The following is a 26,051-nucleotide window of genomic DNA, read 5'->3' on the forward strand; positions in this document are numbered from 1 at the left end:
TCAGACGGCGGCGAGCGAACCGTCCGCCTGGATCTCGAGCGTGAGCCCCAGACCGAGGCGAGCCAGGAACGCATCATCGTGGCTCACGACGAGCACCGCCCCGCGGTACGCGCGCAGCGCCTCGACCAGTTGATCGGCGGTGTCGATGTCGAGGTTGTTCGTGGGCTCGTCGAGCACCACGAGGTGCGGAGCCGGATCCGAGAGCAGCAGCTTCGCCAGAGCCACCCGGAACCGCTCGCCGCCCGACAGGGCAGCGACCGGCCGCTCGGCGGTGGCCCCTCTGATGAGGAACCTCGCGAGTCGGTTGCGCAGCTCCTTCTCGGGCACATGCGGTGCAGCATCCGCGATGTTCCCGAACACCGAGCGGTTCTCATCGAGCCCGTCGACCCGCTGCGGCAGGTAGCCGATGCGGTCGGTGAGGGCCGTCGCGATGAGCCGGAGCTCTCCCGAATCGGTGACAGCGTCGCACGCGGCATCCGCCACGAGCCGTTCGAGCAGTGTCGTCTTGCCGGCGCCGTTGCGACCGATCAGCGCGACGCGATCCGGACCCTGGATGATCCACGACCGTTCACCGTCGCCGATCTCTGCGATGCGGCGGCTGCGTGACACCTGCGGATCCGGCAGCTCGATCTTCATCGATGCATCCGAACGCAGACGCCGCCCCGCCTCATCGAGCGCGGAGCGAGCGGCATCCTCCTTCGCGCCGACCTCGGTGCGCAGCCTGCCCGCCGACACCTCGGCCGCCATCTTGCGGCCGTGCGCGATGATCTTCGGCACGCGCTTCTCGATCTCGGCCTTCTTCGCCGTGCGCGCGCGATGCGCGAGCTTCACCTCGGCCTCGATGCGCTGACGTTTCTCTTTGCGGAACTCCTGCTTCGCGGTGACCTCGGCCTGCCTCGCGGCCTCCTGCTCGGCGTCGAGCCACGCCCGCCACTCGGAGTAGGGCCCGCCGAACACGCTCAGCGTCTGCGCGTAGAGCTCGGCCGTGTCGTCCATCAGCTCGAGCAGTGTCAGATCGTGGCTGACCACGATCAGCGTGCCTTTCCACGAGCTCACCATCGTCGCCAGCTTCGCGCGGGCGTCGCGGTCGAGGTTGTTGGTCGGCTCGTCGAGCAGAGTGATCGGCGCGCGCCGCAGGCGGATGCCCGCGATCGCGACCAGCACCGCCTCGCCGCCCGAGAGCTCGCCGACCCTGCGGTCGAGGAAATCGGGCGCGAGGCCCGCTTCGGCGAGTGACACCGCGGCGCGTGCCTCGATGTCCCAATCGTCGCCGACCGCATCGAAGTGCGCCTGATCGATGTCGCCGGCCCCGATCGCCCTGACGGCGTCGAGGGCACCGGCGATTCTGAGCAGATCGGCGACCCTGCGATCGACGTCGAGTGTGAGCTGCTGCGGCAGATAGGCGACCTCGCCGGTCGCCGTGAGCGCGCCCGAGGTCGGTGTCAGCTCGCCCGCCATCAGCCGCAGCAGCGTGGATTTGCCAGCGCCGTTGCGGCCGACGAGTCCGGTGCGGCCGGTGCCGAACGATCCGGACACGGCGTCGAGTGCCGTCGAGCCGTCGGGCCAGGTGAAGGTGAGCCGGTCGAGGGTGACCGAAGAGTGAAGAGTGGGGACTGACATGGTGTCTCCTGTCGAGTGCGAGGGTGCACTGACACCGGTCGCCCGGAACCCCGTCTGAGCGGGGCATGCCGTCGCGAAGGACAGCGGGCGGTGGTCGGCCGTGGAGTCGGCGATCGTCGGGTCAGCGCGCGGGAAGATGAGCGCGGAGGCGACGGATCAGATCAAAGGACTTCCAGACACGGCGGACAGGACTCCACGACGATACCCGGGCGTGTCGGAGTTGCGCAACCCCGGGCGTGTCGTGGGTGCGCTCGGCTCTCCGCAGTGCAGCTCAGGCCTTCGCGCTGCGACTCAGCCACTTCGTGAGGAACACGTGCACGTCGCTGAGCTCGTCTTCGGAGATGCTGTGCGTCAGCCCGGTGTAGACGCGCCCCGACAACTCGGAGTGCGTGGGCAGCCATTCCGCGGTGTGCATGACGCGTGCTTCCGGGATCACCTGGTCGTTCGTACCCCGGCCCCAGAACACATGAGGCTTCTGCTCGGTCAGAGCCTCGTCGTTCGGCAGTTCTCCCGAGGCGACGTATCCGCTGAGCGCCACGACGGTGTCGACCCGCTCGGGCGCGAGGCGCATCGCCTGGAGCGCCACAGCCGCACCCTGTGAGAAGCCGAGGAGCGCCACGCGTGGAGCCTCCGCCGCGGCCTCGTCGAGCCAGCGCAGGAAGGCCTCGGCGGCGGCGGTGACCGAGTCGGAGCTGCGTCCCTCGAGTCCCTCGATCGCGTACCAGGAGCGTCCGGGCATCGGCCACGGGGGAGCGAGGGGTGCGGCGACGGATGCCACGGCGACGCCGTCCGGCAGATAGGGCGTCAACCCGAAGAGGTCGTGCTCGTCTGCACCGTAGCCGTGCAGCAGCACCAGCAGCGGCATCCCCGCGCGATCCGCAGTGGACCAGCGCGTGAGAGCGCCGTCGATCGTCAGTTCTTCGCTCACCTGCACCATCCTGCCAGCGGGGGCGGACACGCGCCCGGTCGTCGGTCGAATCGTATGCCGGTGAGGGATGTCAAGTCAGTGTCGGGTCGAAGGTGCGGCTGGTAGAAAGGACACATGGCCGTCCGCACACCTGATCCCGATCCCGAGCCCGACGACGGGATCGAGGGCTTCGGCGACGCTCAGCCCCCTGCTCGCGACACGAACCCGGGCTGGCTGAGCGAGTTCGAGCTCGAAGAAGCACGTCGCCATCTGCCGATGCTCTACGTCGAGGCGATTCCGGTGCGCACCGATGGCTCGGGCCAGGTGACCGAGATCGGCATCCTGCTGCGCTCCACCCCGATGGGCGAGATGACGCGCACGATCGTGTCGGGGCGCGTGCGCTTCGGCGAGACCATCCGCGACGCGCTGTTCCGTCACGTCGAGAACGACCTCGGCCCCATGGCCTTCCCGCTGCTGCCGCCGCAGCCGCTGCCGTTCACGGTCGCCGAGTACTTCCCGATCCCGGGCGTCAGCGCCTACCACGACGACCGGCAGCACGCCGTCTCGCTCGCGTTCGTGGTGCCGGTCACAGGCACCTGCGAGCCGCGTCAGGACGCGCTCGAGGTGACCTGGTTCTCTGCGGAGGCTGCGGGATCCGACGCCGTCGCCGCCGAGATGGAGGGCGGCCGAGGCACGCTCATCCGTCTGGCGCTCGCCAACCTCGGTCTGCTGCGCTGACGCTTTCTCGTCAGCGTGAGGTGAGACGGGCGAGCTCTGACACGAACTCGTCGACGTCGGACTCCTCGGTGTCGAAGCCGCACATCCAGCGCACCTCGTTGCGGGCGGCGTCCCAGTCGTAGAAGCGGAACGACTCGCGCAACTGGTCGGCGATACCGGCGGGCAGCTGCGCGAAGACGCCGTTCGCCTGGGTCGGCTGCGTGAACGAGACGCCGTTGATCGAGCCGTCGGCGATGCCCGCCTCGATGGTGCCGCGCAGACGCTGGGCCATCGCGTTCGCGTGCCGGGCGTTGCGCAGCCACAGGTCGCCCTCGAGCAGAGCGATCAGCTGCGCCGAGACGAAGCGCATCTTGGACGACAGCTGCATGTTGAACTTGCGCGAGTACTGCAGCCCGTTCGACGTCTCGGGATTCAGCACCACGATGGCCTCGCCGAGCATGGCGCCGTTCTTGGTGCCTCCGAAGCTGAGCACGTCGACGCCCGCGTCGCGGGTGAAGGCGCGCAGCGGCACGTCGAGGGCGGCGGCGGCGTTCGAGATGCGCGCACCGTCGAGGTGCAGGGTCATGCCGCGCTCGTGCGCGTGGTCGGCGAGCGCACGGATCTCGTCGACGGAGTAGAGGGTGCCGAGCTCGGTCGACTGCGTGATCGACACGACCAGCGGCTGAGCGCGGTGCTCATCGCCCCAGCCCCAGGCCTCGCGGTCGACGAGCTCGGGGGTGAGCTTGCCGTCGTCGGTCGGCACGGCGAGGATCTTGAAGCCGCCGATCTTCTCGGGGGCTCCGCCCTCGTCGACGTTGATGTGCGCGGAGGATGCCGCGATCACGGCGCCCCAGCGCGGCAGCATCGACTGCAGGCCGGTGACGTTCGCTCCTGTGCCGTTGAACACCGGGAACGCCTGGACGCCCTCGCCGAAGTGCGCGCGGAAGACCTCCTGCAGGCGCTCGGTGTACGCGTCTTCGCCGTACGCGACCTGGTGGCCGCCGTTCGCCGCCGCGATGGCCGCGAGGACCTCGGGGTGGACGCCGGAATAGTTGTCACTGGCGAAGCCCCGGATCGCGGGGTCATGCTGAATGCTCACCGGACAAGCCTACGGGGGCGATGCGGTCCCGATCTGCGGAGCGCGTCCCGATCTGCGGGCTGATCCGCCCGTGTCGTCCGCAGTTCGGGGCCGAGTCCGCGGATCGTGACGGCCCTACCGAATGTCGGATGCTCCGCCTACCCTCTAACTCATGGAGCGAACCGCAGCGAAGACAGCCTTCGCGAACGTCCTCGTCAACACGCTCATCGCGAACGTGACGACGAGCTTCCTGTGGTTCGCGCTCACGTTCTGGGTCTACATCGAGACGCAGTCCGTATTGGCCACGGGCATCATCGGCGGCGCCTACATGCTGTTCATCGCCTTCTTCGCGATGATCTTCGGCACCATCGTCGACCGCAATCGCAAGCACACCGTGATGCTGCTCTCGAGTGTGATCTCGGCGGTCGCCTTCCTGATCGCCGGTCTGCTTTACGTCTGGCAGCCCGAATCCGCTCTGCTCGACCTCGGTGGGCCCTGGTTCTGGGTCTTCTCGGCGGTCATCCTGTTCGGCGGGGTCATCGAGCAGCTGCGCAACATCGCACTGTCCACGACCGTCACACTGCTCGTGCCCGAAGACAGGCGGGCGAACGCGAACGGACTGGTCGGCACCGTCCAGGGGCTCGCCTTCCTCGTCACGAGCGTCTTCTCAGGCCTCTCGATCGGTTTCCTCGGCATGGGATGGACTCTGGCGATCGCGATCGGCGCCATGGTGCTGACGTTCGTGCATCTGCTCTTCATCCGCATTCCCGAGGGTGCGCCGACGCCGGATCCGGATGCGAAGAGCGCACTCGACTTCCGCGGCAGCGTGACGGCCATCAGGCTTGCGCCGGGACTGTTCGCGCTGATCATCTTCTCGACGTTCAACAACCTCATCGGCGGCGTCTACATGGCGCTGATGGATCCCTACGGACTCACGCTGTTCGATGCCCAGACGTGGGGCTTCGCGCTGGCGTTCGCGTCGACCGGGTTCCTGATCGGCGGAGGACTCGTGGCGAAGTTCGGCCTCGGGGTGAAGCCGATGCGCACACTGCTGCTCGTCGTGATCGCGATGGGCCTGCTCGGATCCGTCTTCATGCTGCGCGAGTGGTGGCCTCTGTATGTGATCGGCATGTGGCTGTACATGGCTCTCGTGCCTCCGGCCGAGGCCGCAGAGCAGACGATCATCCAGAAGGTGGTGCGCTACGACCGACAGGGTCGTGTCTTCGGTGTGGCTGCGGCGATGGAAGCGGCCGCGGCTCCGGTCACGGCATTCCTGATCGCGCCGATCGCCGAATTCCTGATCATCCCGTACATGAGGACCGACGCGGGCGCACAGCAGTGGGGGTGGCTCCTCGGCGAGGGCGAGGCACGAGGCATCGCGTTGATCTGCCTGTTCGCCGGGCTCATCATGGTGGTCGTCGGAACGCTGGCGTTCTTCACGAAGTCCTACCGAAAGCTCACCCTCCTTTACGCGAACGCGCCGGAGCAGGACCCGAACGCACAAGACCCGAACGCAGAAGAACCGAGTGGTCAGGATGCTGCCGCAGAGAGCCCGCGAGAAGCGGCGGAGACGGAGCAGGTCGACAGCCGGCGCGTCGCCGATGCGCCGGCACCGGTGCGCGGCCTTCCGCCCGAGCTTCCCGAGGCGCGACGGTGACGACCCGTCGAGCGTGGTGATCAGTCGAGTGTGATGATCTGGTCGTTGAGGTCGGCGGCGTCGCCGTCCCACAGCGACAGAACGTGCGGGATCAGCGAGTCCGGGTCGAGGCTCTTCGCGCGGAACACGACGGATGCCGCGCGCAGCGGCTCCCCGGCATCGCGGGCCGCCTTCGCGAAGCCGTGCGCGACCGCGCGGGTCCAGGCCTCGCTCGCCGCCTTGACCGCCGCGTAGTTCGCGCCGCCGGCGAGGGGGCGACCCACCGCGGTGGACGAGACGATCGCGAATCGGCCGGCATCCGACGCGCGCAGGGCGCTGTCGAATGCCCGACTGGTCGCCCGTACCGCGTCGAGAGCGGGAAGGAGGGCGGCGAAGTCGTCATCCGTCTGTCCGGCGAGGCCGCCGCCGCCGCGCCACCCGCCGACCAGCGGCAGAACGGCGTCGACCGCTCCGAGGCGCGACGCCAGCGCGGTCATGTCGTCGAGCGACGTCGCGTCGGCGATCTCGACCTCGGCTCCGATCGCTGCCAACGGGTCGAGCCGCTCGGCCGAGCGACCGGTCGCGATCACCCGTGCGCCGGCGTCGACGAGCGCCCGGGACAGGGCGACACCCGAGGCGCTGGTGGCTCCGGCGAGGACGATCATGTGGTCGGTGACGCTCATGGTCTCAACTCTCGTGAAGGAACAGGCTCTCGTGGAGGAACAGGCTCGCGTGAAGGAACAGTCTCTCGCGCAGAAACAGCACTGCGGCCACTCCGGAGAGGAATGGCCGCAGACGCCGCGTCCGATCGCCCCCGCGACCGGACCCCAGAAATGCGCGAGTCAGTCGTCGATGCCCCGGATGCCGACGGTCGACTCGATGACCGGCTTCATCTTCTTGTCGAGGGCTTCGAAGAACATGGACAGAGGGAACTCATCGTCGAGCACTGCATCCGTGAAGCCCTTCGGGGCCCCGGCGAGGATCTCGTCCGGCAGGCCACGCGCCCAGTGCGAGGCGGGATTCGGGGTGAGCACCGAGCGCACGAGCTCGTAGGCTGCCAGCCAGTGCGCCGTCTTCGGACGGTCGATCGAGCGCCAGTAGAGCTCGTCGATCGCATCGCCGAGGGCGACCACCGCGTCGGGCACACCGTCCCAGTCGAAAGCGAGGGCGGTGTCGGTCCAGTGCAGCACTCCGCGCTGGTGCAGCCATGCGAACAGCAGCTGTCCGCCGAGGCCGTCGTAGTTGCGCACGCGGGAGCCGGTGATCGCGAAGCGGAAGATGCGGTCGAAGATCACCGCGTACTGCACGAGACCGGCGTGCTCGAGCATCTCCTGCTCCGACACCGTGAGATCCTCGCCCGCCGAGACGCGAGCACCGAGCGTGCGCTCGATCTTCACCGACTCGCGGAACGCGGTCAGGTCGCACCGCAGCTCTTCCAGCGAGTACAGGAAGAACGGCATGCGCTGCTTGATCATGAACGGATCGAACGGCAGGTCGCCGCGCATGTGCGTGCGGTCGTGGATGATGTCCCACATCACGAAGGCACGCTCGGTGAGTGCCTGGTCATCGAGCATCGCCGCTGCGCGCTCGGGCAGGTCGAGCTTCGTGATCTGGGCGGCGGCGCGGGTGACGCGGCGGTAGCGGGCGGCCTCGCGGTCCTGGAAGATCGCGCCCCAGGTGAACGAGGGGATCTCGTGCATCGCGACGGTCTCGGGGAACAGCACGGCCGAGTTCGTGTCGTAGCCCGGTGTGAAGTCCACCAGACGCAGCGAGACGAACAGCTTGTTCCCGTAGTCGCCGGCCTCGAGGGCGGCGATGAACTCCGGCCAGATCGTCTCGACGATGAGCGCCTCGACGAGGCGATCGCTCGAGCCGTTCTGGGTGTACATCGGGAAGACGACGAGGTGACGGATGCCGTCGACTCGGTGCTGCTGCGGCTGGAAGGCCATGAGCGAGTCGAGGAAGTCCGGCACTCCGAAGCCCTCTGAGACCCAGCGGTCGAAGTCGACGATCGACGCGGCGAGGTAGTCGGCATCGTGCGGGAAGGCCGGGGCGAGAGCGCGGATGCCGGAGGTGACGGCTGCGACCAGGTCGCGGGCGGTCGAGTGATGCGAAGCATCCGGGATCGACCCGTCCTTGACCTGGAGTTCCCGGAGGGCGATCGCGGCCTCTTTCAGCTGCGCCCAGGCCGCGCTCTGCTCGGCGATCGAAGCATCCTCGACGACCTCGGGTTCGCCGACGATGGCCTGAGTGTTCAGGGTGGGAGTGGACATGGAACCTCCGATCGCGGATCTCGACGTAAAAATTCCGGTCTAAACGGAATCCTGACGATAATATTACATCCATGGATGATCCTGTCGACCTCGCGATCCTGTCCGAGATCTCCCGCGACGGCCGGGCGACGCTCTCGCAGCTGTCCGACGCGGTGGGCCTGTCGGTCTCGGCGGTGCAGTCGCGTCTTCGTCGCCTCGAGACCCGCGGCGTCATCTCGGGCTACCGCGCGATCCTCGACCCCGAACTCGTGGGCACACCCCTGTCGGCCTTCATCGAGATCACCCCGCTCGACCCTGCCCAGCCCGACAACGCACCCGAACTCCTCGAGCATCTGGCTGCGATCGAGGCCTGCCACTCGATCGCCGGCGACGCGAGCTACATGCTCTTCGTGCGGGTGCCCTCACCGCGAGCCCTGGAAGAGCTGGTGCGTGACATCCGCACCGCTGCCAACGTGAGCACCCGCACCACGGTCGTGCTGCAGACCTACTACGAGCACCGGCCAATCATTCCGGTCAGCGACGAGAACTGACACCGACTCCGGCCCTCGTCGGAACGCGCGCGGCCGCTCAGAGGACCGCGCCGACCATCGCCTCACCCAAAGGGGTGCGCAGGTGCAGCATCCGGGCGCCGTCGCGTTCGCTGGACACGAGTCCTGCCTGCCGCAGCACGGTGAGGTGGTGCGAGGCGGTCGAGACGACGATCCCGGCATCCGCGGCGACCTGCGTGGTCGTGCGAGCCGTCCCCGCCGAGAGCAGGATTCCCGCACGCGCCGCGCCGAGCAGCGCCCCGAGTGCATCCTCGATGTCCTGTGCGCTGCGCGCCCATCCGGCGGTCACGCCGCGGGCCGGATAGAACAGCGTCGGCTGCGCAGGGGGTTCGGTCAGCACCATGCATCCCCACGACGACATCACCGAGGGCACGAGCACGAGGCCGCTGCCGTGACAGTCGACGATCTCGCTGTGCCGGCGCAACGCGACGCGCACGGCGCCCTCGCCCCAGCTCACCGACGGATGCAGTCCCCCCGCCATGCCCGCGATGCCGGATGACGCGATGACCCGGGCGCGCACGGCGATGTCTGCGCGCAGCAGGCGTTCGAGCTGCGGCCACATCGGCGCGAGAGTGGCCGACCAGACCTCCCACCACGCGTCCGCGATCATGGCGCGTGCGCGGGCAGGGGCCTCTCGCATCTCGCCCAGCGCCTGCTGATGCGCGCCCGATGAGCGGAGCACCATCTTGCCGAAGTCGACGCGCATGGGCTCGAGCGGCGTACGACGGAGTGCCTCGAGTTCGCCCTCGGGAGTCATGTCCCACTGCGGCGTCGCGGTGAGGAAATCCGGCAGGTATCCGTCATCGCCGATGACGGCGGCCAGCAGTCTGAAGCTCTCGAGCGGCAGCCGGTCGCGCACCACCCGCAACCACCCCCACTGCAGCGGATGCTGTTCGGGGCGCAGCAGCACGCGCACGGCGTGGGCGAGTTCATGCCCGGGGGAGATGCCGAATCGCACGGCCTCGACGTCGCCGGGGCTCAGCGAGAACTCGACGCGATGTGCGGGATGCTCGATGCCTTCGACCGGCATCCGCTCGTCAGTGTTTCGATCCACATCGAAACTCTAGGAGAGGGTGCAGGCGGTGTCGAGACTGGGGGACGTGAGCAGCACACCGATTCCTCTCGAGGTCGTGGCCGGAGCGGCGATCCGCATCGGCACGGGCCGAAGCCGCCGATTCGTGGGTGCGGAGCACGGCGCCGACGTGTCGTACTTCTACGTCGAGAACCGACCGGGCGAAGGCCCGGGACTGCACTGGCACCCCTACTCCGAGACCTGGGTCGTGCTTGACGGCACGGCTCGCATCACGGTCGGTGACGAGACCTTCATCGCCCGCGCAGGCGACACCGCCACCGGCCCGGCCTTCACACCCCATTGCTTCACCAACGTCGGAGAAGGGATGCTGAGACTCATCGGCATCCATGCCTCGGCGACCATCATCCAGACGTTCCTCACCGACGACTGAATCCGCTCACTCGCATCACAGACCCAGGAGCATCCATGTCCTTTCAGGCATACCTCGACAAGGTCGAGACCCAGACCGGCCTCACACCTCGGCAGTTCGTCGAACTCGCCACGGAGCAGGGCTTCGACGAGACGACGAAGTCGACCGTCGTGCTCAACTGGCTCAAAGAGGAGTACAGCCTCGGCCACGGTCACGCGCAGGCGATGGTGCACGTGATCCTCAAGGGGCCCAAGATCAGCGACAAGCACGTCGGCAAGGGCGGAGCGCACGGCGATGCATCCGACACGCTGTGGCTCGACGGCAAAGACAGCAACCCGAACGCCTGACCGGCGTCACCACGATCAGAGGAGCCACCATGGCAGTCCGTGTCGACCTCAACATCTCTCTCGACGGATTCGCGACGACGACCGATCAGACGCCCGAGAATCCCTTCGGCGACGACTGGCCACGACTGGTGGCTGCGTACGCCGCCACGCGCACCTTCCGCACCCGCGTGCTGGGAGACGACTCTGGTGCCGGCACGACGGGCATCGACGAGAAGTACGCGCACGCCTACTTCGAGGGCATCGGCGCCGAGATCATGGGTGCGGGCATGTTCGGTCTGCACCAGTACCCGGATGACCCGCAGTGGCGCGGATGGTGGGGCGACACCCCGCCGTTCGAGGTGCCGGTGTACGTGCTCACGCACACCCCGCGCGATTCGATCGAGTTCGAGAACGGCACGGTGTTCCACTTCGTCGATGCCTCGGCGGAGGAGATCCTCGCCCGCGCGATCGACGCGGCCGGCAACGGTGACGTGCGTGTCGGCGGCGGCGTGGACGTCGTGCGACAGTTTCTGCGCGCGGGCCTCGTCGACCGGGTGCACTTCGCGGTGGCGCCGCTCGTGCTCGGCAGCGGTGAGCGCATCTGGGACGGACTCCGCGGCCTCGAGAACGGCTATGACGTGCGCTCCGAGGTGGCGGAGAGCGGCGTCACGCACCTGACCTTCACCCGTCGCTGAGGCCCCTCGCTCGGCGGGGAGCACGGCTCGGGCCAGTAGGATTCCCTGCGTGGCAGCATCCTCGAAGCGCAAGAAGAACCAGGTCCGTGTGAGCGGCAATCCCGCCAAGCGAGCCAGTGGCAATCCCGCCAACCGGCCGGTCATCGAAGCGGGCCCGGTCACCGTCGGAGACTGGATCGGCGCTGCGCGACTGCGCACACTTCCGCTCGCTGTCGCACCCGTCGTGATCGGCACAGGAGCCGCGCGCAGCACCGGCCCCGAGTTCCACTGGGTGATCGCGCTGGCCTGCCTCGCGGTGGCAGTGCTGCTGCAGATCGGCGTGAACTTCACGAACGACTACAGCGACGGCATCCGCGGCACCGATGCCGTGCGCGTCGGCCCCGCCCGCCTCACGGCCTCCGGCCGGGTGAAGCCGCGCACGGTGCTGATCATCGGCCTCGTGTTCTTCGCGCTCGCCGCGGTCGTCGGCCTCGCGATCGTGATCCGCACGGAGCAGTGGTGGATGCTGGCCGTCGGCGCTGCCTGCCTCGTCGCCGCCTGGTTCTACACCGGCGGCAAGCGCCCCTACGGCTACTACGGGCTCGGCGAAGTCTTCGTGTTCGTGTTCTTCGGTCTGGTGGCGACCCTCGGCACGACCTGGGTGCAGGCGTTCGAGCTGCCGCAGCAGGCCTGGCTCGGGGCGATCGCTGCCGGTCTGTTCGCGTGCGCGGTGCTGCTCGCCAACAACCTGCGTGACATCGATCAGGACCGCGAGGTCGGCAAGCGCACGCTGACGGTGCTCATCGGCAGACGCGCCACGCAGGTGCTGTTCACGCTGTTCGTGCTGGCACCGTTCGGCATCCTGGCGTTCCTCGCCCTGCTCTACCCGATCGCGTGGGTCGGCATGCTGGCGCTGCTGGCCGGGCTTCCGGCGATCCTGATCGTCTGGACCTACCGACAGGCGAAGGAGCTGGTGATCGCGCTGGCACTGACCTCGCTCACGGCCCTGCTCTATGCCGCAGCGCTCTTCTGGGCGTTCATCGGCTGACCGCGGTCTGACGCGGCCGCAGGGCTCACGGGCGCTCGGCGCCGCCGGTGGTCGAACCGTCGATCGCCTGATCCTCGGCATCCGCATCCGCATCGGCCTGACCGGCCTCGTCGCGTCCGCCTCGTCGCTCGACCAGCCGGGCCGATGCGTCGGCGAGCGGCGCCCGCAGGAACAGCATCGAGATGCTCACGCCGATGAGTGCGGCGAAGATCGCGGCGAGCCACCAGAACTCGCGGAAGATCGGGAAGAAGAACCACAGGACGGCCAGCGGAACGAGAAAAGCCAACAGCCGCAGCACGGTGTAGACGAGGAAAGGCGCACGGTTCTTCACCCGAACAGTCTACGTTCGCCCTCTGAGGCGGCGGCTGGGAACGAGATCGCTAAGGGTCGATCCCGAGGGACGCGAACGGGATGCCGCGCACGACGCGGTGCCACGGATGCTCGCCGAGCGACCACAGCAGCTTCGCGTCGAGGTCGAGCGCGAGGTCTTCGCAGCCGACCGGCAGCGGCACTCGGTCGCGCACGAGCGCGTCGCGCCTTCCTGTCCACAGCGCGCCAGGGTGCATCCTGTCGGACTGCGACACGAAATGGCGCTCGCCCCAGCGCACCGCCCCCTGCATCCGCGGGAGCCCGGGTGAGAATCGCTCCTGCTCCTCGAAGACATCGTCGTCGGTCTCGGGGACCGCGTACTCGGCGATCCTGCCGGTGTCTGCCGTCAGGTACTCGCCGATCAGCACGCGCCGCAGGGGACTGCCGTCGGCGTCGAAGACTCGGCCGAGATACGAGCAGCGCAGATCGATCGCATGCACGCGGGTGCGCACGGCGACCAGAGCGGATGCGTGCACGCCGCGCCCCGACAACCCGGCCACTCGACGGGCGTCGGTCCCGCGCACGCGTCGGATGCCGGACAGATCGAATTCCCAGATGCCTCGACCGGTCGCCGCGACGAACAGGCGGTCGCCGAACCAGGCGAGACCGCCGGCGTGGATCGGCGCCGGCTGCAGGACGCCGCCCTCATCGACGGAGAGCAGCACGTCGAGGTGGCGGGAGCGCTCGAGATCGACGAAGGCGACCCGCGAGGCGAGATGCGTGCCGTCGAGCTTCTGGCGGAACCAACTCACGGCGAGAGTGCGTCGGCCCTGCCATTCGCCGAGATCGACTCCCTGGGGATACCAGCGCCGGGTCCAGGTGCGAGCGCTGAGCCAGCGCAGGTCGACGGTGCCGCGGTGCTTCTGGCGCACCGGGCGCCACGTCGTTCCGAACGGCCACAGCATGGGACCATCGTCGCCGATCATCACCGGTGACGCGAACCGGCGGCGCGAGACACCGTGCGTTCACCTCGGCGTCCCCGATCGGCAACGAACGCCTGACACCATTCCGAGACCGTCCACCCCGGGAGTTCCGTGCGCACACCGCTCGTCACCGTCATCCTTCCTGCCAAGGACGCAGGCGCGTACATCGGTACGACGCTCGAGACGCTGACCCGCCAGTTCGACGATCCGGCCGCGCTCAAGCTGGTCGCGATCGACGACGGCTCGCGCGACGCCACCGGCACGGTGATGCGACGGTACGCCGAGCGGTTCCCGCACGCCGAGGTCATCACCAATCCGACTCCGCGCGGGCTCGCGACCGCCCGCAACCAGGGACTCGCTCACGTCGAGGGCGACGCGTTCTGCTTCCTCGACGGTGACGACTGGATGCAGCCGCGGCGCCTCGAGGTGCTCGCGCGCCGACTCGTCGACCTGGACTGTGACTTCCTGCGCACCGATCATGTGACGGTCACCGAGGGAGTGCGTGTGCTGAAGCCGGCGCCGTATCCCTGGCGCGATGCCGTCGCCTCGCCGCGCGACGCGATCCTTCCCGAAGACCAGCCGACCATGGTCGACTACCCGTTCGCCTGGGCGGGCATCATGCATCGCCGGGTGCTCGACGACGGTCTCGCCGAATTCACCCCCGGGCTCTTCACCGCCGAGGATCGTCCGTGGATCTGGCGCCTGCATCTGCGGGCCCGCTCGTTCGCGGTGGTCGACGCGCCGGCGCTGCTGTATCGGCGCGGAGTCGCGACCTCTCTCACGCAGGTGCGCGACCGGCGGCAGCTCGACTTCGTGCGGGCGATGCACGAGGTGCTCGACATCGTCGAGGCGGATGCCGACGCTGCGCGCTTCCTGCCGAAGGCGGTGTGGACCGTGCTCGCCCTGAGCTCACGGCACCTGGTGCGTGCGCGACGGATGACGCCGGCGCTGCGAGGGGAGATGCGCACCGGCATCCGGGGTCTGCTCGGGCGACTGCCCGACGGGGAGGTCTCCGGGGTGCTCGACCGCCTCGACGGTCCGCGGCGGCGTGTGCTGGCGTCGATGCTGCGCGCGGTGAGCATCGGCGCAGGAGGGGCATCCGCATGACTCAGCTCTTCGCGCTGCACAGCGCCTACGGACTCGCGACCGCGGCTGCGGCCCTCGACGGCGGTCTGCTGGGCGAGCGGGGCGAGCGCCTGCTCGTGCCGTTCCATTCGTCGCGCGTGCCCGAGACCTCGGTCGGCATCGTCGCGGATCCGGCTCTCGCGAGTCTGCGCGGGCGCTTCGACCGCATCGAGGATCTCGACGAGCTGCTCGGTCCGATGCACCCCAGCTCGTGGCATCCGGACCCTTCTGACATGCCGGTGCTGCGACGACTTCTCACGCGCGCATGGCGCCTCGACGACGACCTCGAGATCCTGCTGCAGAGTCCGCAGGTCGCGCCGGCGCGCACCCTGATGCTGCTCTTCCCGAACGCCCGCATCACGATCATCGGCGACGGGCTGATGACCTACTCGCCGATGCGCATCGACCTGCCGCACACCGTGACGGCGCGCATCGGCCGGGTCGTGCACGCCGACGTCGTGCCCGGGGTCGTGCCCCTCGTCTCGTCGCCGTATGCCGAGCCGGTCGCGGTGTCGCCCGAGCTGTTCGGCGCCGTGCTGCGGGAGGTCGCTGATGCGGTGCCCGATGACGCCGTGCCCGACGACACCGTGCCCGACCACGCCGCGCCCGGTGGAGACGTCTCGACCGTGCTCGTGCTCGGGCAGTACCTGTCGGCGCTGGGCCTCGTGAGCGAGGCGGAGGAGATCGCGTTGCAGAGCGCGATGATCGACCGTGCCGCGGCGCGCGATCCTCAGCGCATCGTCTTCAAACCGCATCCGTCGGCCCCTCCGCGTCTCACCGACGCACTGCGTGACCGCGCCGCGTTCCACGAGATCGAGTTCCGCGAGTATCGCGGGGCACTCTCCGCCGAGATGCTCGCCGAGCGACTCGATGCCCGTGCGGTGATCGCCGGGTTCTCCACAGCGCTCCCGACCGTGCAGACGGTGTTCGGCAGATCGATCGATGCCGTCGGCGCCGACACTGTTCTCGCCCGCCTCACGCCGTACGAGAACAGCAACCGCGTGCCGGCGACGATCGTCGACGCTCTCACCCGGGCGAACTCGCCGTATCGCGATCCCCAGCGGATGCAGCTGCTGGTCGATGCGGTCGGATACGTGATGCAGCCGAGCGTGGCCAGGCATCTGCGCCCACGGGCCGAGGAGCTGCTCGCGGCGATGCCCCCGGCGGATCGGGATCGCTACTTCGACGCAGAGCGGCTGACCGAGCTGCGACTGCCCGGGGCTCCCGGCGAGAGCGCGGTGCGACGTGCACTGCGCCCGGCGGGCGGCGTGGGCCGTGTCGAGGAGCTTCGATTGACGGCGACAGGTGCACGACGGCGTCTCGCCAGGGCATGGCGAGCGATCAGAGGACGGTGACGGGATGACCCCCGAAACGATGGACACAGCGACGAACACGGCGATCAGCCCTGTCAGGACGGTCGCGATCATCCCCGCGCGCGGCGGATCGAAAGGCGTGCCGCGCAAGAACGTGCGGCGCGTGGGCGGAGTGCCGCTCGTCGAACGTGCGGTGCGCAGCGCGCTCGCGGCCAGCGGGATCGACCTCGTCGTGGTCTCGACCGACGATGACGAGATCGCGGCGGTCGGCGCGGCCGCCGGGGCTCGTATCGTGCGGCGTCCTGCCGAGATCTCCGGCGACACGGCGTCGTCGGAGAGCGCCATCCTGCACGTGCTGACAGAGCTCGACCGGGCGGGGGAGCAGGTCGACGCGGTGGCTTTCCTGCAGGCCACCTCGCCGTTCATCCCGAGCGAGGCCCTCGCCGGAGCGGTCTCCGCGGTGGCCGAGGGGCGTGCCGACAGCGTCTTCTCCGCCTACGAGACCTACGGGTTCCTGTGGGGCAGAGCCGGCGACGGCGACGCGATCGCCCTCAACCACGACGCCACCCATCGGCCGCGTCGACAGGATCGCGAGCCGCACTTCCTCGAGACCGGGGCGTTCTACGTGTTCCGCGCCGACGGGTTCCGCGAGGCGAAGCACCGCTTCTTCGGACGCATCCGCATCGCCGAGGTGCCCGAGTGGTCGGCGATCGAGATCGATGACGAGCAGCAACTGCGCATGGCCCGCGCGCTCGCTGCACTGTACGAGTCGCCCGAGCGGATTCCGGTGCGTGCCGTCGTGACCGACTTCGACGGGGTGCACACCGATGACACCGCGACCATCGATGCCGACGGCGTCGAGCGGGTGCGCGTGAGCCGAGAAGACGGCATGGGGGTGTCATTGCTGCGCAAAGCCGGCATTCCGATGCTCATCCTCTCGACCGAGGTGAACCCGGTCGTGCGGGCGCGTGCCGACAAGCTCCGGGTGCCGGTGCTGCACGGCATCGACGACAAGGAGTCGGCACTGCGCGCGTGGGCGAAGGAGAACCGCATCCCGCTCGCAGAGATCGCGTATCTCGGCAATGACGTCAACGACCTGCCTGCGCTGCGCATCGTCGGATGGCCGGTCGCAGTGGCCAATGCGCATCCGCTCGTGATCGACGCGGCACGCGTCGTGCTGCGTCGGGTGGGCGGACAGGGCGCCGTCCGCGAGCTGATCGAGCGAGTGTTGCCGGCCTGACCGCCGCCGGTAACCGTCAGGTCTCCGGGCGTTCACACTCGGCGCGTACCCAGAGAAGAAGGCCATTTCGACCACCGGAGGAATCATGACTGTCAGCATCGGCTCGCGCGTCATCGGGGGCGGTCACCCCGCCTATGTCATCGCCGAGATCGGCCTCAACCACAACGGTGACGTCGACATCGCCAAGCGACTCATCGACGTCGCGGCCAAGGCGGGCGCCGACGCCGTGAAGTTCCAGAAGCGCACCCCCGAGATCTCCACACCCGAGCACATGCGCGACGTGCCGCGCGAGACGCCGTGGGGCACGATGAGCTATCTCGACTACCGCCGCCGCGTCGAGTTCGGCCGCGACGAGTACATCGCGATCGGCGACCACGCCACGATGCAGGGCCTCGACTGGTTCGCCTCCCCGTGGGACGTGCCGAGCGTCGAGTTCCTCGAAGACCTCAACGTCGTCGCCCACAAGGTCGCGTCGGCGAGCCTCACCGACACCGAGCTGCTCGTCGCGCTGCGCGAGACCGGCAAGCCGATCATCCTCTCGACCGGCATGTCGACGATCGAGCAGATCGACCGAGCTCTCACTACTCTCGGCACCGACCGGGTCGTGCTCATGCACGCCACGTCGACCTATCCGCTCGAGCCCGAGGAGGCCAACCTGCGGGCGATCGCCACGCTGCGTGATCGGTACCCCGGGGTGCCCGTCGGATACTCGGGCCACGAGCGGGGCCTGCAGATCTCGCTCGCGGCCGTCGCGATCGGCGCGGTCGCGGTCGAGCGTCACATCACGCTCGATCGCACCATGTGGGGGTCCGACCATGCGGCATCCCTCGAGCCGACCGGTCTCGAGCACCTCGTGCGCGACATCCGCGTGATCGAGATGGCGCTGGGTGACGGGGTCAAGCGCGTGTTCGACAGCGAGCGCGCGCCGATGGCGAAGCTGCGTCGCGTCTCTGCGTGACGGGTCGAGCATGAAGGGTTCGGGCATGAGCGGATCGGGTGCACTGCGGGTCGTCGCGATCGCCGACGCCGATTCGTTCGTGAAGTGGTCGGCGGCACTGCTCGGTGGCGTGCCCGGCATCCGTCCGCATCTGCTGCTGGTGCAGACGCCCCTGACGGCCAGTGTCGAGCAGCAGCGCACGGCTCTGGCGGGCACCGGGATCCCTCCCGAGAGCATCACCCGCATCGACTTCGCACGAGCCGCGGCGTGGCTCGAGGGGCAGCGTCCCGACGTGGTGCTGCTCGCCGGTCGCGGACCCTTCGTGCGGCTGATGGGCCGGGTCATCGATGCGCTCACGCACCGCCCTGTCGTCGTGGCGGGGCTCCCCGGCATGGCGATCCCCGCCCAGCGCGGTGCTCTCGACTACCGGCGGCATGCCGACCTGCTCGTCGTGCACTCGCACCGTGAAGAGCGCGCGTTCGCCGAGCTGGGCCGCCGCATCGGCGTGCAGGTGCCGACGGCCCTCGCGACACTGCCGTTCGCGCGACCCAGATCCCGGATGCTCGCGCATGATCGAGCCGGCGTGCTCGCCGTCGACCAGGCCGGTACGTCGGCGACCCTCGTCGCGGAACGACCCGCGCCGTCGGAGGCGCAGCAGGAGCGGCCCGTGCGAAGGCCCGCCACCGACGTCGTGTTCGCCGCGCAGGCGCTCGTGCCGACCGGCCGCGACGAGCGTGCCGAGATCGCCGCCACGCTCGTGCGGGCCGCGGAGGCGGATCGCAACCGTCGCGTCGTGGTGAAGCTGCGTTCGCGGCCGGGGGAGTCCGAGACCCACCTCGAGCGCGACCCGTACCTCGCCCTGCTGCCGGCACGGCTGCCCGACAACCTCGTGGTCTCGTACGACTCGATGGCGAAGGCGCTCTCGACCGCAGCGGGGCTCGTCACGATCAGCTCGACCGCGGCTGTCGAGGCCTTGGCACTGGGCGTGCCGGTGATCGCGCTCGACTCGTTCGGGGTGAGCAAGAGCCTGCTGAACACGGTGTTCGTCGGCAGCGGTCTGCTCGGCGGACGCAGCGAGGTCGTGGCGGGCCGCTTCCGGCATCCGCATCCCGATTGGCTGCGCGACAACTACTTCCACCCCTCGGTCGAGTCGACCTGGTGGGCGCACGTCGAACAGCTCGTCGCGCTGCGCCGCGCCGGTGCACTGGCGGCGAGGCGCGTGCCGGATGCTCGGGGTGGTTCGATGCATGAGGCCTGGCACCGCGCCAGCGTGCTGGGCTCGAAGGACCGCACGCTCAGCGGTGCCGCAGCCCTGGCGATCGGGGCCCCCGCGACGAAGGCCATCGCGGCCCTGCGTCGCGGACGCGCACCTGTCGACGGCGGTACCTGGGCCGATGCGTCGACCGACTTCACGCTCGAGCCGAACCCGTTCCACGACTCGATCCGGCGCTGAGCAGCGCCGCTCACCGATCGAGCAGTGCGCCGACCTGGGTCCTGACTTCCGCGGCGATCTCGTCGATGCTCGCGTCGGCGTTGATGCTCGCCGCCATGGTGACGAACATCGCGGCCGAGACGATGCGGGCAAGGCTCGGGGCGCGGTGCTCGTCGATGCGCGGATCGCGGCTCAGGATGCCGGTCAGCGCCGCCTCGGTCTCGCCGACGATTCGCAGTGCCTCTGCATGGTGTGCGTCGGCCGGATTCCCGAACACCATCTCGCGGAGGTAGGTGCGGCCGTTCTCGACCTGCACCCGATTGCACTCGATGATCGGGCGCAGAAGGGCCATCGTCGCGTCGATGGTGTCCGCTTCTCGCGCGGCAGCTGTGCGGCCGGTCTCCAGGGCCACCGCGTAGTGCGCGTTCTGCACGAGGAGGAGCAGTTCGCCCTTCGTCTTGGCGTAGAGGAAGAGCGTCCCGGTGCCGACATCCGCTTGCTCGGCGATCTGCTGGGTCGTGACGTCGTCGATGCCGTGGGCGGCGAACAGCTCGGCTGCGGCCGCCGTGATCCGCTCGAGCTTCTGCTGCTTGTTCCGCTCGCGGCGCCCGAGAGGCGTGGCCTGGGTCGACATCGTGATTCCCGTCGGAATAGAAAATGAGTACAGTCGGTTATGACTGGAATCGCTTGTGCGTATGCTCAGCGATCATCCCTTCATTGTCGCAAGAAAGAAAGAGCGGTCCATGCCTTCACTCAACGGAGCTGTCGTCCTCGTCACCGGCGCGAACGGAGGTATCGGCACCCAGTTCGTGCGTCAGGCCCTCGAACGCGGTGCTGCCAAGGTCTATGCGAGCGCACGCACGCCGCGTGAGTGGGATGACGCACGGATCGTGCCGCTGACGCTCGACGTCACCGATGCGCAGTCCGTCAGCGATGCGGTGGAGGCGGCATCCGACGTGACCGTGCTGATCAACAACGCCGGAGCCTCCGTGCCGACCGCGGGGATCCTCACGCACACCGACGACGAGATCCGTCGCAACGTCGAGACCAACTTCCTCGGCCCGCTCTTCCTGACGCGTGCGTACGCCCCGCTGCTGTCGGGCCGCGACGGAGCCACGGTCATCGACATCCACTCGGCGCTGGCCTGGTTCGCCGTCGGTGGCATCTACAGCGCCACGAAGGCGGCACTGTGGTCGGCGACCAACTCCCTGCGTCTCGAGCTGGCGCCCGCGGGAGTGCACGTCGTCGGCGTGCACGTCGGCTACGTCGACACGGCGATGGCCGAGCACGTCTCCGACCCCAAGACCGATCCGGCCGACCTCGTGCGGGTGATCCTCGACGCGACCGAACGGGGTGAGTACGAGGTGCTCGCCGACGAGATCTCGGTGCAGCTCAAGGCCGGTCTCAGTGCGCCGCTCGACGCGGTCTATCCGCAGCTGCGCGCGACCGCCGTCTGACACCCGACTGAGACACCGAGGAGAACGATCATGCGCGCATTCGTGCTCACGAAGTACACACAGCCGCTCGAGCTGAGAGAGACCGCCGAACCGGATGTCGGTGACCGAGACGTCCTGGTCCGGGTGGAGGCCGTCGGCCTCAACCAGCTCGATGAGAAGATCCGTCTGGGCGAGTTCGCGCAGATCCTGCCGTACTCCCTGCCGGTCGTGCTCGGCAACGATGTGGCCGGCACCGTGATCCGCGTCGGCGGACTCGTCGAGTCCTTCCGGCCGGGAGACCGGGTGTTCGCCCGGCCCGACGAGCGTCGCATGGGGGCGTTCGCCGAGCGCATCGCCATCGCCGAGTCGGATCTCGCTCTCGCGCCGACCCGCATCACGGCGGCCGAGGCCGCATCCCTGCCGCTCGTGTCGCTCACGGCCTGGCAGGCTCTGGTCGAGCGGGGTCGGGTCGAGCCCGTTCAGAAGGTCCTGATCCACGCGGGCGCCGGCGGCGTCGGCTCGATCGCGATCCAGCTCGCGAAGCATCTCGGAGCCACCGTCGCGACGACAGCGAGCGCCGCGAACGCCGATTTCGTCCGCCGGCTGGGCGCCGACGTCGTGGTCGACCACCGCACCGAGGACTTCACAGAGGTGCTCTCGGACTACGACCTCGTGCTCGACAGCCTCGGTGGAGAGAATCTCGAGAGGTCGCTGCGAGTACTGAAGAAGGGCGGTCTCGCGATCGGGATCTCGGGGCCGCCCGACCCCGCGTTCGCGGAGCGAAAGAAGCTGAACCCCGTGGTGCGGCTCGCGATCGCAGCGCTGAGTCGAAAGATCCGGCGCCAGGCGAAGCGACTCGGAGTCACCTACGAGTTCCTGTTCATGCGGGCCGACGGTCAGCAGCTGAGCAGCATCGCGTCGCTGGTGGATGACGGAGTGATCACGCCCGTCGTCTCGAAGACCTATCCGTTCGAGCAGCTTCCGGCGGCCCTCGCCGATCTCGCGTCGGGTGGCGGTCGAGGCAAGATCGTGGCGACGCTCGAGGGCTGAACGAGCGACCGGCTCTGCACCGTCCGCCCGAATCGGGTGAGGAGGCGCAGAGCCGGCATCCGCTCGTCTCAGCTGCTGCGGCGGATGGCGCGCACTCCCACGACGAGGCCGATCGCCGCGACGGCCAGTGCCGAGACCCAGCCCCAGAGCACGGTGGCATCGCCGAGGTCGCCGGCGAACAGCGCCCGCTCTGCCTGCACGACCCAGTTGACAGGGTTGACCGAGGCGACCGCGCGCATCCACGCCGGGCCGTCGTCGAGCGGCAGCAGCATGCCCGAGAGGATCAGCAGCGGGAAGATCAGCGACTGCTGCACGCCCCAGAACAGCCACTCCCGGTCTTTCGTCGCGAGCGCGAGCGAATACGACAGCGAGCCGAGCCCGACGCCGAAGACCGCCAGCAGGGCGAGCCCGATCAGCAGCCCCGGAATGTTGATCGCGAATCCGAACGGCCAGGCGATCAGCACGATCACGAGCGCCTGCACGACGATCGGCGCGATCTCCTTGAGCGCCCGCCCGACGAGCAGCGATGAGCGGGCCAGGGGAGCGACCAGTGTGCGCTCGTGCGAGCCGGTCATCATCTCGTACTGCAGGTTCGACCCGGTCGCTCCGGTGCCGAACAGCACGATCATCACGAGCACACCCGGCACGAACCAGGCCAGGGTCTCGCTCGCCGGCTGACCCGAACCGCCGATCAGCAACGGCGCGAAGAGGCCCAGGAAGACGAGCGGCTGCAGCAGGCTGAAGATCAGGGTGAACGGATCGCGCAGCACCGGCTTGAGCTCACGGGTGAGCACGTTCCTCGTGTCGCGCACGAGGTTCGCCCGCACGAGGGTGTCGGTGGTCGTGTCGGTGGTGGTCATGAGAGCACTCCTGTCTTGTCGGTCTCGCTGCTGCCGGGGGCGGCGTCGGTATCGGATGGTGCGTCGGATTCGCCGGCGCCGCCCTCTCCTGCTTCGCGCAGCGTGCGCCCGGTGAGGGCGAGGAACACGTCGTCGAGAGTGGGAGGCACTCCGGTTGCGCGACGGACGAGGATGCCGGCGGCATCCAACTCGCGGACGATCACCGGCAGCAGGTGATCGCCGTCGGGAACCGCCAGCGACACGGAGTCGCCGTCGATGGTCGCGTCCGCCGTGCTGAGCCGTGCGATCACCGGGCGCGCGCTCGCCGCATCCGCCTCGCTCGCAAAACCGAAGGTGAGCACGTCTCCGGCGAGGGTCGCCTTCAGCGACGACGCGTCGTCGTCGGCGATGATCCGACCCTTGTCCATGACCATGACGCGTTCGGCATAGCGGTCGGCCTCTTCGAGGTAGTGCGTCGTGAGGAACACCGTCGTGCCGTGCTGCGTGCGGAGGTCCAGGATGTGCTCCCAGAGGTTCGCTCGGCTCTGCGGGTCGAGTCCGGTCGACGGCTCGTCGAGGAAGATCAGCGGCGGGGCGTGCATGAGCCCGAGCGCGATGTCGAGCCGGCGCTTCTGCCCGCCGCTGAGCTGCTGCACCGTGCGTGTCGCGAACGATGCGAGATCGAGCGACTCGATCAGCTCGTCAGCCCGACGGATGCTGTCGCGCCGGGTCATGCCGTAGAACGCGCCCTGACTCAGCAGCTCGTCGCGCACGCGCTGCGAGAAGCTGCCGCTGGTGAGCTGGCCGACGTAGCCGATGCGGGCGCGCACCCCGGCGGCATCCGTGTGGATGTCGTGACCGACCACTCGGGCGGTGCCGGAGGTCGGAGGGATCAGTGTCGTCAGCATCCGCAGGCTCGTGGACTTGCCCGCGCCGTTCGGACCGAGGAACGCGACGAGCTCGCCGCGCACCGCGGTGAAGGAGAGGTCGGTGACTGCGTGCACCGGCGTCTTCTTGACGGTGAAGACCTTGGTCAGGCCTTCTGTTTCGATGATGGATTCGTTCGACATGCTCAGAGACTATGAATCAACCAGGACAGATCCTGTCCGCGATATCTGACAATCTGACGTCATGTCCGACACCACTTCTCGTGCTCTCGCGCTGCTCAACCTGCTGCAGACGCACCGGCATTGGCCAGGCACCGAGCTCGCCGGCCGACTCGGGGTCACCGAGCGCACCGTGCGCCGCGATGTCGACAGGCTGCGCGAGCTCGGGTACCGGGTCGAGTCGACGCCGGGGGCGGCCGGCGGCTACCGTCTCGAGGCCGGCAGTGCGGTGCCGCCGCTGCTGCTCACCGACGACGAGGCCGTCACGATGGCGATCGGGCTGCGGGTCGCGGCGACGCAGCAGCTCGTGGGAGGTGCGGAGGTCACTCTGACCGCACTCGCGAAGCTCGAACAGGTGCTGCCGTCGGCGCTGCGGCAGCGGGTGAATGCGCTCGCCGCCTCGGTGCAGCCTCCGCGGATCGGTGACGGTCCCGTCGTGTCACCGGCGGTGTTGGGCGAGATCGCGATGGCGACCCGCGACCACGAGCGACTGCGCATGCGGTACGTCGACGGGGCGGGGGCCGAGAGCATCCGACGCGTCGAACCGCACGCCCTCGCTCCCTCCGGACGCAAGTGGTTCCTGTTGTGCTGGGACCTCGATCGCGACGACTGGCGCACTTTCCGCGTCGACCGCATCGTCTCGGTCGAGCACACGCGGGTGCTGTTCACCCGCCGCGAGATCACTGAGGACGAGATCGAGGAGCGGGTGCTCATCGCCGCATCGTGGACTCCGCAGAAGATCGAGGCGGACGCCGTGATGGAGCTGCCGCTGTCGACCATGGAGGCCATGTTCGGCCCGTGGTCCGAGGGGGCGACGGCCGAGGGTGAGGACCGCACCCGGTGGCCGTTCGGCGGGTCGGACTGGCGGGAGGCGATGTACGCGCTGCTCTGGATTCCCGAGGGCGTCGAGTACACGACGAGCTTCCCCGAGCCGCATCGGGCGGAGCTCAAGGAGTCGCTGGAACGTCTGCTGCGGGCGCTCGATGCGCCCGCTCCCGCCTCACGCGGGTAGCTGCCCGCGCGCGACGATCGAGGGCGGGTTCGCGTCATTCCACCGCTGGAAGGTCTGCACCGACCAGAACGTGGCGAACAGGATCAGGGCGACGGCCTCGCCGAACAGCACGACCGGGGTCTCGCCGAACGCCTGGCGGAAGAGCAGAGCCACGACGAGCAGCAGGAGGTCGGCGATCAGGAGCCCTGCGATCCAGCGGTAGATCGATCGTTGGCGAGGAGTGGGCGGGGTCTCGCCCGGTTCGAGCGGCCCGCCGGCAGCGAGGATCGGCACCGCGGCGAAGACTCCGAAGAACACCAGGGTGACGGCGAAGTGGATGCTGGCCACCGGCCAGAAGTTGAACGGGAAGTTCTCATTGAGCGCGGGCCAGAAGGCGAGGGCTGTCATGACGGCGGCCGTGACGAGCGCGATGATCGACACGAGCCGGGCGGAGGGGTTCGGCGTGCGGGTGCGATGCCGGATCACCGCCATCGTGATGACCACCGCCACGACCACCACGGCGTAGACGGCGATGCCCGCTTTGGCCGTGCCGATGTCCTCCGCCGGGATGCACTCCACCATGGTCGGGCACGGGATGTGACCGACCGCGCGGGAGTCGGCGAGACCGGTCGGCACGATCGCGATGAGCGGCGCGAACACCGCGCACACATCGAGAAGGGTCGTCGCACGGCTGCGTCCGGAGAGGGCGAGGAGCACGACGGATGCCGCGAGCAGCGCTCCGACGAAGATGTCGCGCCCGGGGGTGTAGAACGTATGGCTGATCGAGGCGAGTGGGTGCCAGCCGAAGATGAGCGGCTCCCAGGTCACGACGATGCTCTGCAGTGCGACGCCGACGAGCAGCGTGAACACGATGAGCACCAGGGAGAGACGCAGGTAGCGGTGGGTCTTCTGCGGGGTCGTCGCGGGAGAGTCTGCGGCTGCCATGAGGCGAACGTACACCGCAGTCCGGACCGAGTCGGATGACGCGGCGTGACGACTCGCGTCATGCTCGGACTCACTC

The 26,051-nt window shown here is 68.9% G+C and carries 27 protein-coding genes; 15 read left to right on the forward strand and 12 right to left on the reverse strand.

Annotated features, from left to right (window positions below):
• Both ACZZZN_RS01190 and ACZZZN_RS01195 read right to left on the reverse strand, forming a co-directional pair.
• The gene (locus ACZZZN_RS01190; protein ID WP_463503439.1) at nt 1–1,620 is read right to left on the reverse strand and encodes an ABC-F family ATP-binding cassette domain-containing protein; all 1,620 of its coding nucleotides are present in this window, start codon (nt 1,618–1,620) and stop codon (nt 1–3) included.
• A gap of 271 nt (nt 1,621–1,891) precedes the next feature.
• Entirely contained in the window at nt 1,892–2,557 is a 666-nt protein-coding gene (locus ACZZZN_RS01195; protein WP_463506525.1) for an alpha/beta hydrolase, read from the reverse strand.
• A gap of 105 nt (nt 2,558–2,662) precedes the next feature.
• Between ACZZZN_RS01195 and ACZZZN_RS01200 the strand changes: the two genes are divergently transcribed.
• Entirely contained in the window at nt 2,663–3,265 is a 603-nt protein-coding gene (locus tag ACZZZN_RS01200) for a DUF4916 domain-containing protein (RefSeq protein WP_463503440.1), read from the forward strand.
• A gap of 10 nt (nt 3,266–3,275) precedes the next feature.
• Here the strand turns inward: ACZZZN_RS01200 and ACZZZN_RS01205 are convergent, their stop codons facing one another.
• Nucleotides 3,276–4,343, reverse strand: a complete 1,068-nt coding sequence (locus ACZZZN_RS01205) for a threonine aldolase family protein (protein ID WP_463503441.1) — start codon at nt 4,341–4,343, stop codon at nt 3,276–3,278.
• A 151-nt stretch (nt 4,344–4,494) separates the two neighbouring features.
• Between ACZZZN_RS01205 and ACZZZN_RS01210 the strand changes: the two genes are divergently transcribed.
• Nucleotides 4,495–5,979 (forward strand): MFS transporter, encoded by a 1,485-nt coding sequence (locus tag ACZZZN_RS01210; RefSeq protein WP_463503442.1) that lies wholly within the window; start codon nt 4,495–4,497, stop codon nt 5,977–5,979.
• A 20-nt stretch (nt 5,980–5,999) separates the two neighbouring features.
• Here the strand turns inward: ACZZZN_RS01210 and ACZZZN_RS01215 are convergent, their stop codons facing one another.
• Both ACZZZN_RS01215 and ACZZZN_RS01220 read right to left on the reverse strand, forming a co-directional pair.
• Nucleotides 6,000–6,641 (reverse strand): SDR family NAD(P)-dependent oxidoreductase, encoded by a 642-nt coding sequence (locus ACZZZN_RS01215; protein WP_463503443.1) that lies wholly within the window; start codon nt 6,639–6,641, stop codon nt 6,000–6,002.
• Between the two features lie 159 nt (nt 6,642–6,800).
• Complete coding sequence (locus ACZZZN_RS01220; RefSeq protein ID WP_463503444.1) at nt 6,801–8,231, reverse strand: DUF6421 family protein; 1,431 nt, start codon at nt 8,229–8,231, stop codon at nt 6,801–6,803.
• Nucleotides 8,232–8,302: 71 nt separating this feature from the next.
• Between ACZZZN_RS01220 and ACZZZN_RS01225 the strand changes: the two genes are divergently transcribed.
• A complete protein-coding gene (locus ACZZZN_RS01225) occupies nt 8,303–8,761 on the forward strand; it encodes an Lrp/AsnC family transcriptional regulator (RefSeq protein ID WP_463503445.1) in 459 nt (152 codons plus the stop codon).
• 37 nt (nt 8,762–8,798) lie between these two features.
• Here the strand turns inward: ACZZZN_RS01225 and ACZZZN_RS01230 are convergent, their stop codons facing one another.
• Nucleotides 8,799–9,833: an ArsR/SmtB family transcription factor gene (locus tag ACZZZN_RS01230; RefSeq protein WP_463503446.1), complete on the reverse strand. Its 1,035-nt coding sequence runs from the start codon at nt 9,831–9,833 to the stop codon at nt 8,799–8,801.
• A gap of 46 nt (nt 9,834–9,879) precedes the next feature.
• On the opposite strand from ACZZZN_RS01230, the gene ACZZZN_RS01235 reads away from it, so the two are divergent.
• Genes ACZZZN_RS01235 through ACZZZN_RS01250 form a run of 4 tightly spaced genes read left to right on the forward strand, consistent with a single transcriptional unit; the run spans nt 9,880 to nt 12,269 of the window.
• Nucleotides 9,880–10,242, forward strand: a complete 363-nt coding sequence (locus tag ACZZZN_RS01235) for a cupin domain-containing protein (protein WP_463503447.1) — start codon at nt 9,880–9,882, stop codon at nt 10,240–10,242.
• Nucleotides 10,243–10,277: 35 nt separating this feature from the next.
• Entirely contained in the window at nt 10,278–10,568 is a 291-nt protein-coding gene (locus ACZZZN_RS01240) for a DUF4287 domain-containing protein (RefSeq protein ID WP_463503448.1), read from the forward strand.
• Between the two features lie 29 nt (nt 10,569–10,597).
• Entirely contained in the window at nt 10,598–11,242 is a 645-nt protein-coding gene (locus tag ACZZZN_RS01245) for a dihydrofolate reductase family protein (protein ID WP_463503449.1), read from the forward strand.
• A 49-nt stretch (nt 11,243–11,291) separates the two neighbouring features.
• Nucleotides 11,292–12,269, forward strand: coding sequence for a 1,4-dihydroxy-2-naphthoate polyprenyltransferase (locus ACZZZN_RS01250; protein ID WP_463503450.1), 978 nt, complete (start codon nt 11,292–11,294; stop codon nt 12,267–12,269).
• A 25-nt stretch (nt 12,270–12,294) separates the two neighbouring features.
• Here ACZZZN_RS01250 and ACZZZN_RS01255 read toward each other — a convergent pair whose 3' ends face one another.
• Together ACZZZN_RS01255 and ACZZZN_RS01260 are read right to left on the reverse strand one after the other, a co-directional pair.
• Entirely contained in the window at nt 12,295–12,600 is a 306-nt protein-coding gene (locus ACZZZN_RS01255) for a DUF4229 domain-containing protein (protein ID WP_463503451.1), read from the reverse strand.
• A gap of 49 nt (nt 12,601–12,649) precedes the next feature.
• The gene (locus ACZZZN_RS01260; RefSeq protein WP_463503452.1) at nt 12,650–13,543 is read right to left on the reverse strand and encodes a hypothetical protein; all 894 of its coding nucleotides are present in this window, start codon (nt 13,541–13,543) and stop codon (nt 12,650–12,652) included.
• 129 nt (nt 13,544–13,672) lie between these two features.
• Between ACZZZN_RS01260 and ACZZZN_RS01265 the strand changes: the two genes are divergently transcribed.
• The 5 genes from ACZZZN_RS01265 (at nt 13,673) to ACZZZN_RS01285 (ending at nt 19,629) form a co-directional block, all read left to right on the forward strand.
• Nucleotides 13,673–14,668, forward strand: a complete 996-nt coding sequence (locus ACZZZN_RS01265) for a glycosyltransferase family 2 protein (protein ID WP_463503453.1) — start codon at nt 13,673–13,675, stop codon at nt 14,666–14,668.
• Entirely contained in the window at nt 14,665–16,041 is a 1,377-nt protein-coding gene (locus ACZZZN_RS01270; RefSeq protein ID WP_463503454.1) for a polysialyltransferase family glycosyltransferase, read from the forward strand. Before ACZZZN_RS01265 ends, ACZZZN_RS01270 begins: the two co-directional genes overlap by 4 nt.
• A gap of 4 nt (nt 16,042–16,045) precedes the next feature.
• Nucleotides 16,046–17,239 carry a cytidylyltransferase domain-containing protein gene (locus tag ACZZZN_RS01275; protein ID WP_463503455.1) on the forward strand — a complete coding sequence of 398 codons (1,194 nt, stop codon included), beginning with the start codon at nt 16,046–16,048 and terminating at the stop codon, nt 17,237–17,239.
• Nucleotides 17,240–17,324: 85 nt separating this feature from the next.
• The gene (locus ACZZZN_RS01280) at nt 17,325–18,197 is read left to right on the forward strand and encodes an N-acetylneuraminate synthase family protein (protein WP_463503456.1); all 873 of its coding nucleotides are present in this window, start codon (nt 17,325–17,327) and stop codon (nt 18,195–18,197) included.
• Nucleotides 18,198–18,222: 25 nt separating this feature from the next.
• On the forward strand, nt 18,223–19,629 hold the full coding sequence (locus tag ACZZZN_RS01285; protein WP_463503457.1) for a DUF6716 putative glycosyltransferase: 1,407 nt from the start codon (nt 18,223–18,225) through the stop codon (nt 19,627–19,629).
• Between the two features lie 10 nt (nt 19,630–19,639).
• Here the strand turns inward: ACZZZN_RS01285 and ACZZZN_RS01290 are convergent, their stop codons facing one another.
• On the reverse strand, nt 19,640–20,242 hold the full coding sequence (locus ACZZZN_RS01290; RefSeq protein WP_463503458.1) for a TetR/AcrR family transcriptional regulator: 603 nt from the start codon (nt 20,240–20,242) through the stop codon (nt 19,640–19,642).
• 109 nt (nt 20,243–20,351) lie between these two features.
• On the opposite strand from ACZZZN_RS01290, the gene ACZZZN_RS01295 reads away from it, so the two are divergent.
• Nucleotides 20,352–21,065 carry an SDR family oxidoreductase gene (locus tag ACZZZN_RS01295; RefSeq protein WP_463503459.1) on the forward strand — a complete coding sequence of 238 codons (714 nt, stop codon included), beginning with the start codon at nt 20,352–20,354 and terminating at the stop codon, nt 21,063–21,065.
• 30 nt (nt 21,066–21,095) lie between these two features.
• A complete protein-coding gene (locus tag ACZZZN_RS01300; protein ID WP_463503460.1) occupies nt 21,096–22,094 on the forward strand; it encodes an NADP-dependent oxidoreductase in 999 nt (332 codons plus the stop codon).
• Nucleotides 22,095–22,162: 68 nt separating this feature from the next.
• Here ACZZZN_RS01300 and ACZZZN_RS01305 read toward each other — a convergent pair whose 3' ends face one another.
• Nucleotides 22,163–22,954, reverse strand: a complete 792-nt coding sequence (locus ACZZZN_RS01305) for an ABC transporter permease (RefSeq protein WP_463503461.1) — start codon at nt 22,952–22,954, stop codon at nt 22,163–22,165.
• Entirely contained in the window at nt 22,951–24,003 is a 1,053-nt protein-coding gene (locus ACZZZN_RS01310) for an ATP-binding cassette domain-containing protein (protein WP_463503462.1), read from the reverse strand. Before ACZZZN_RS01310 ends, ACZZZN_RS01305 begins: the two co-directional genes overlap by 4 nt.
• A 61-nt stretch (nt 24,004–24,064) precedes the next feature.
• On the opposite strand from ACZZZN_RS01310, the gene ACZZZN_RS01315 reads away from it, so the two are divergent.
• A complete protein-coding gene (locus ACZZZN_RS01315; RefSeq protein WP_463503463.1) occupies nt 24,065–25,051 on the forward strand; it encodes a helix-turn-helix transcriptional regulator in 987 nt (328 codons plus the stop codon).
• Here ACZZZN_RS01315 and ACZZZN_RS01320 read toward each other — a convergent pair.
• Complete coding sequence (locus ACZZZN_RS01320; protein WP_463503464.1) at nt 25,040–25,975, reverse strand: hypothetical protein; 936 nt, start codon at nt 25,973–25,975, stop codon at nt 25,040–25,042. The two genes, ACZZZN_RS01315 and ACZZZN_RS01320, sit on opposite strands and share 12 nt — an antisense overlap.
• Between the last annotated feature and the right edge of the window lie 76 nt (nt 25,976–26,051).

It is taken from the genome of Microbacterium sp. AC145 (assembly GCF_979258505.1).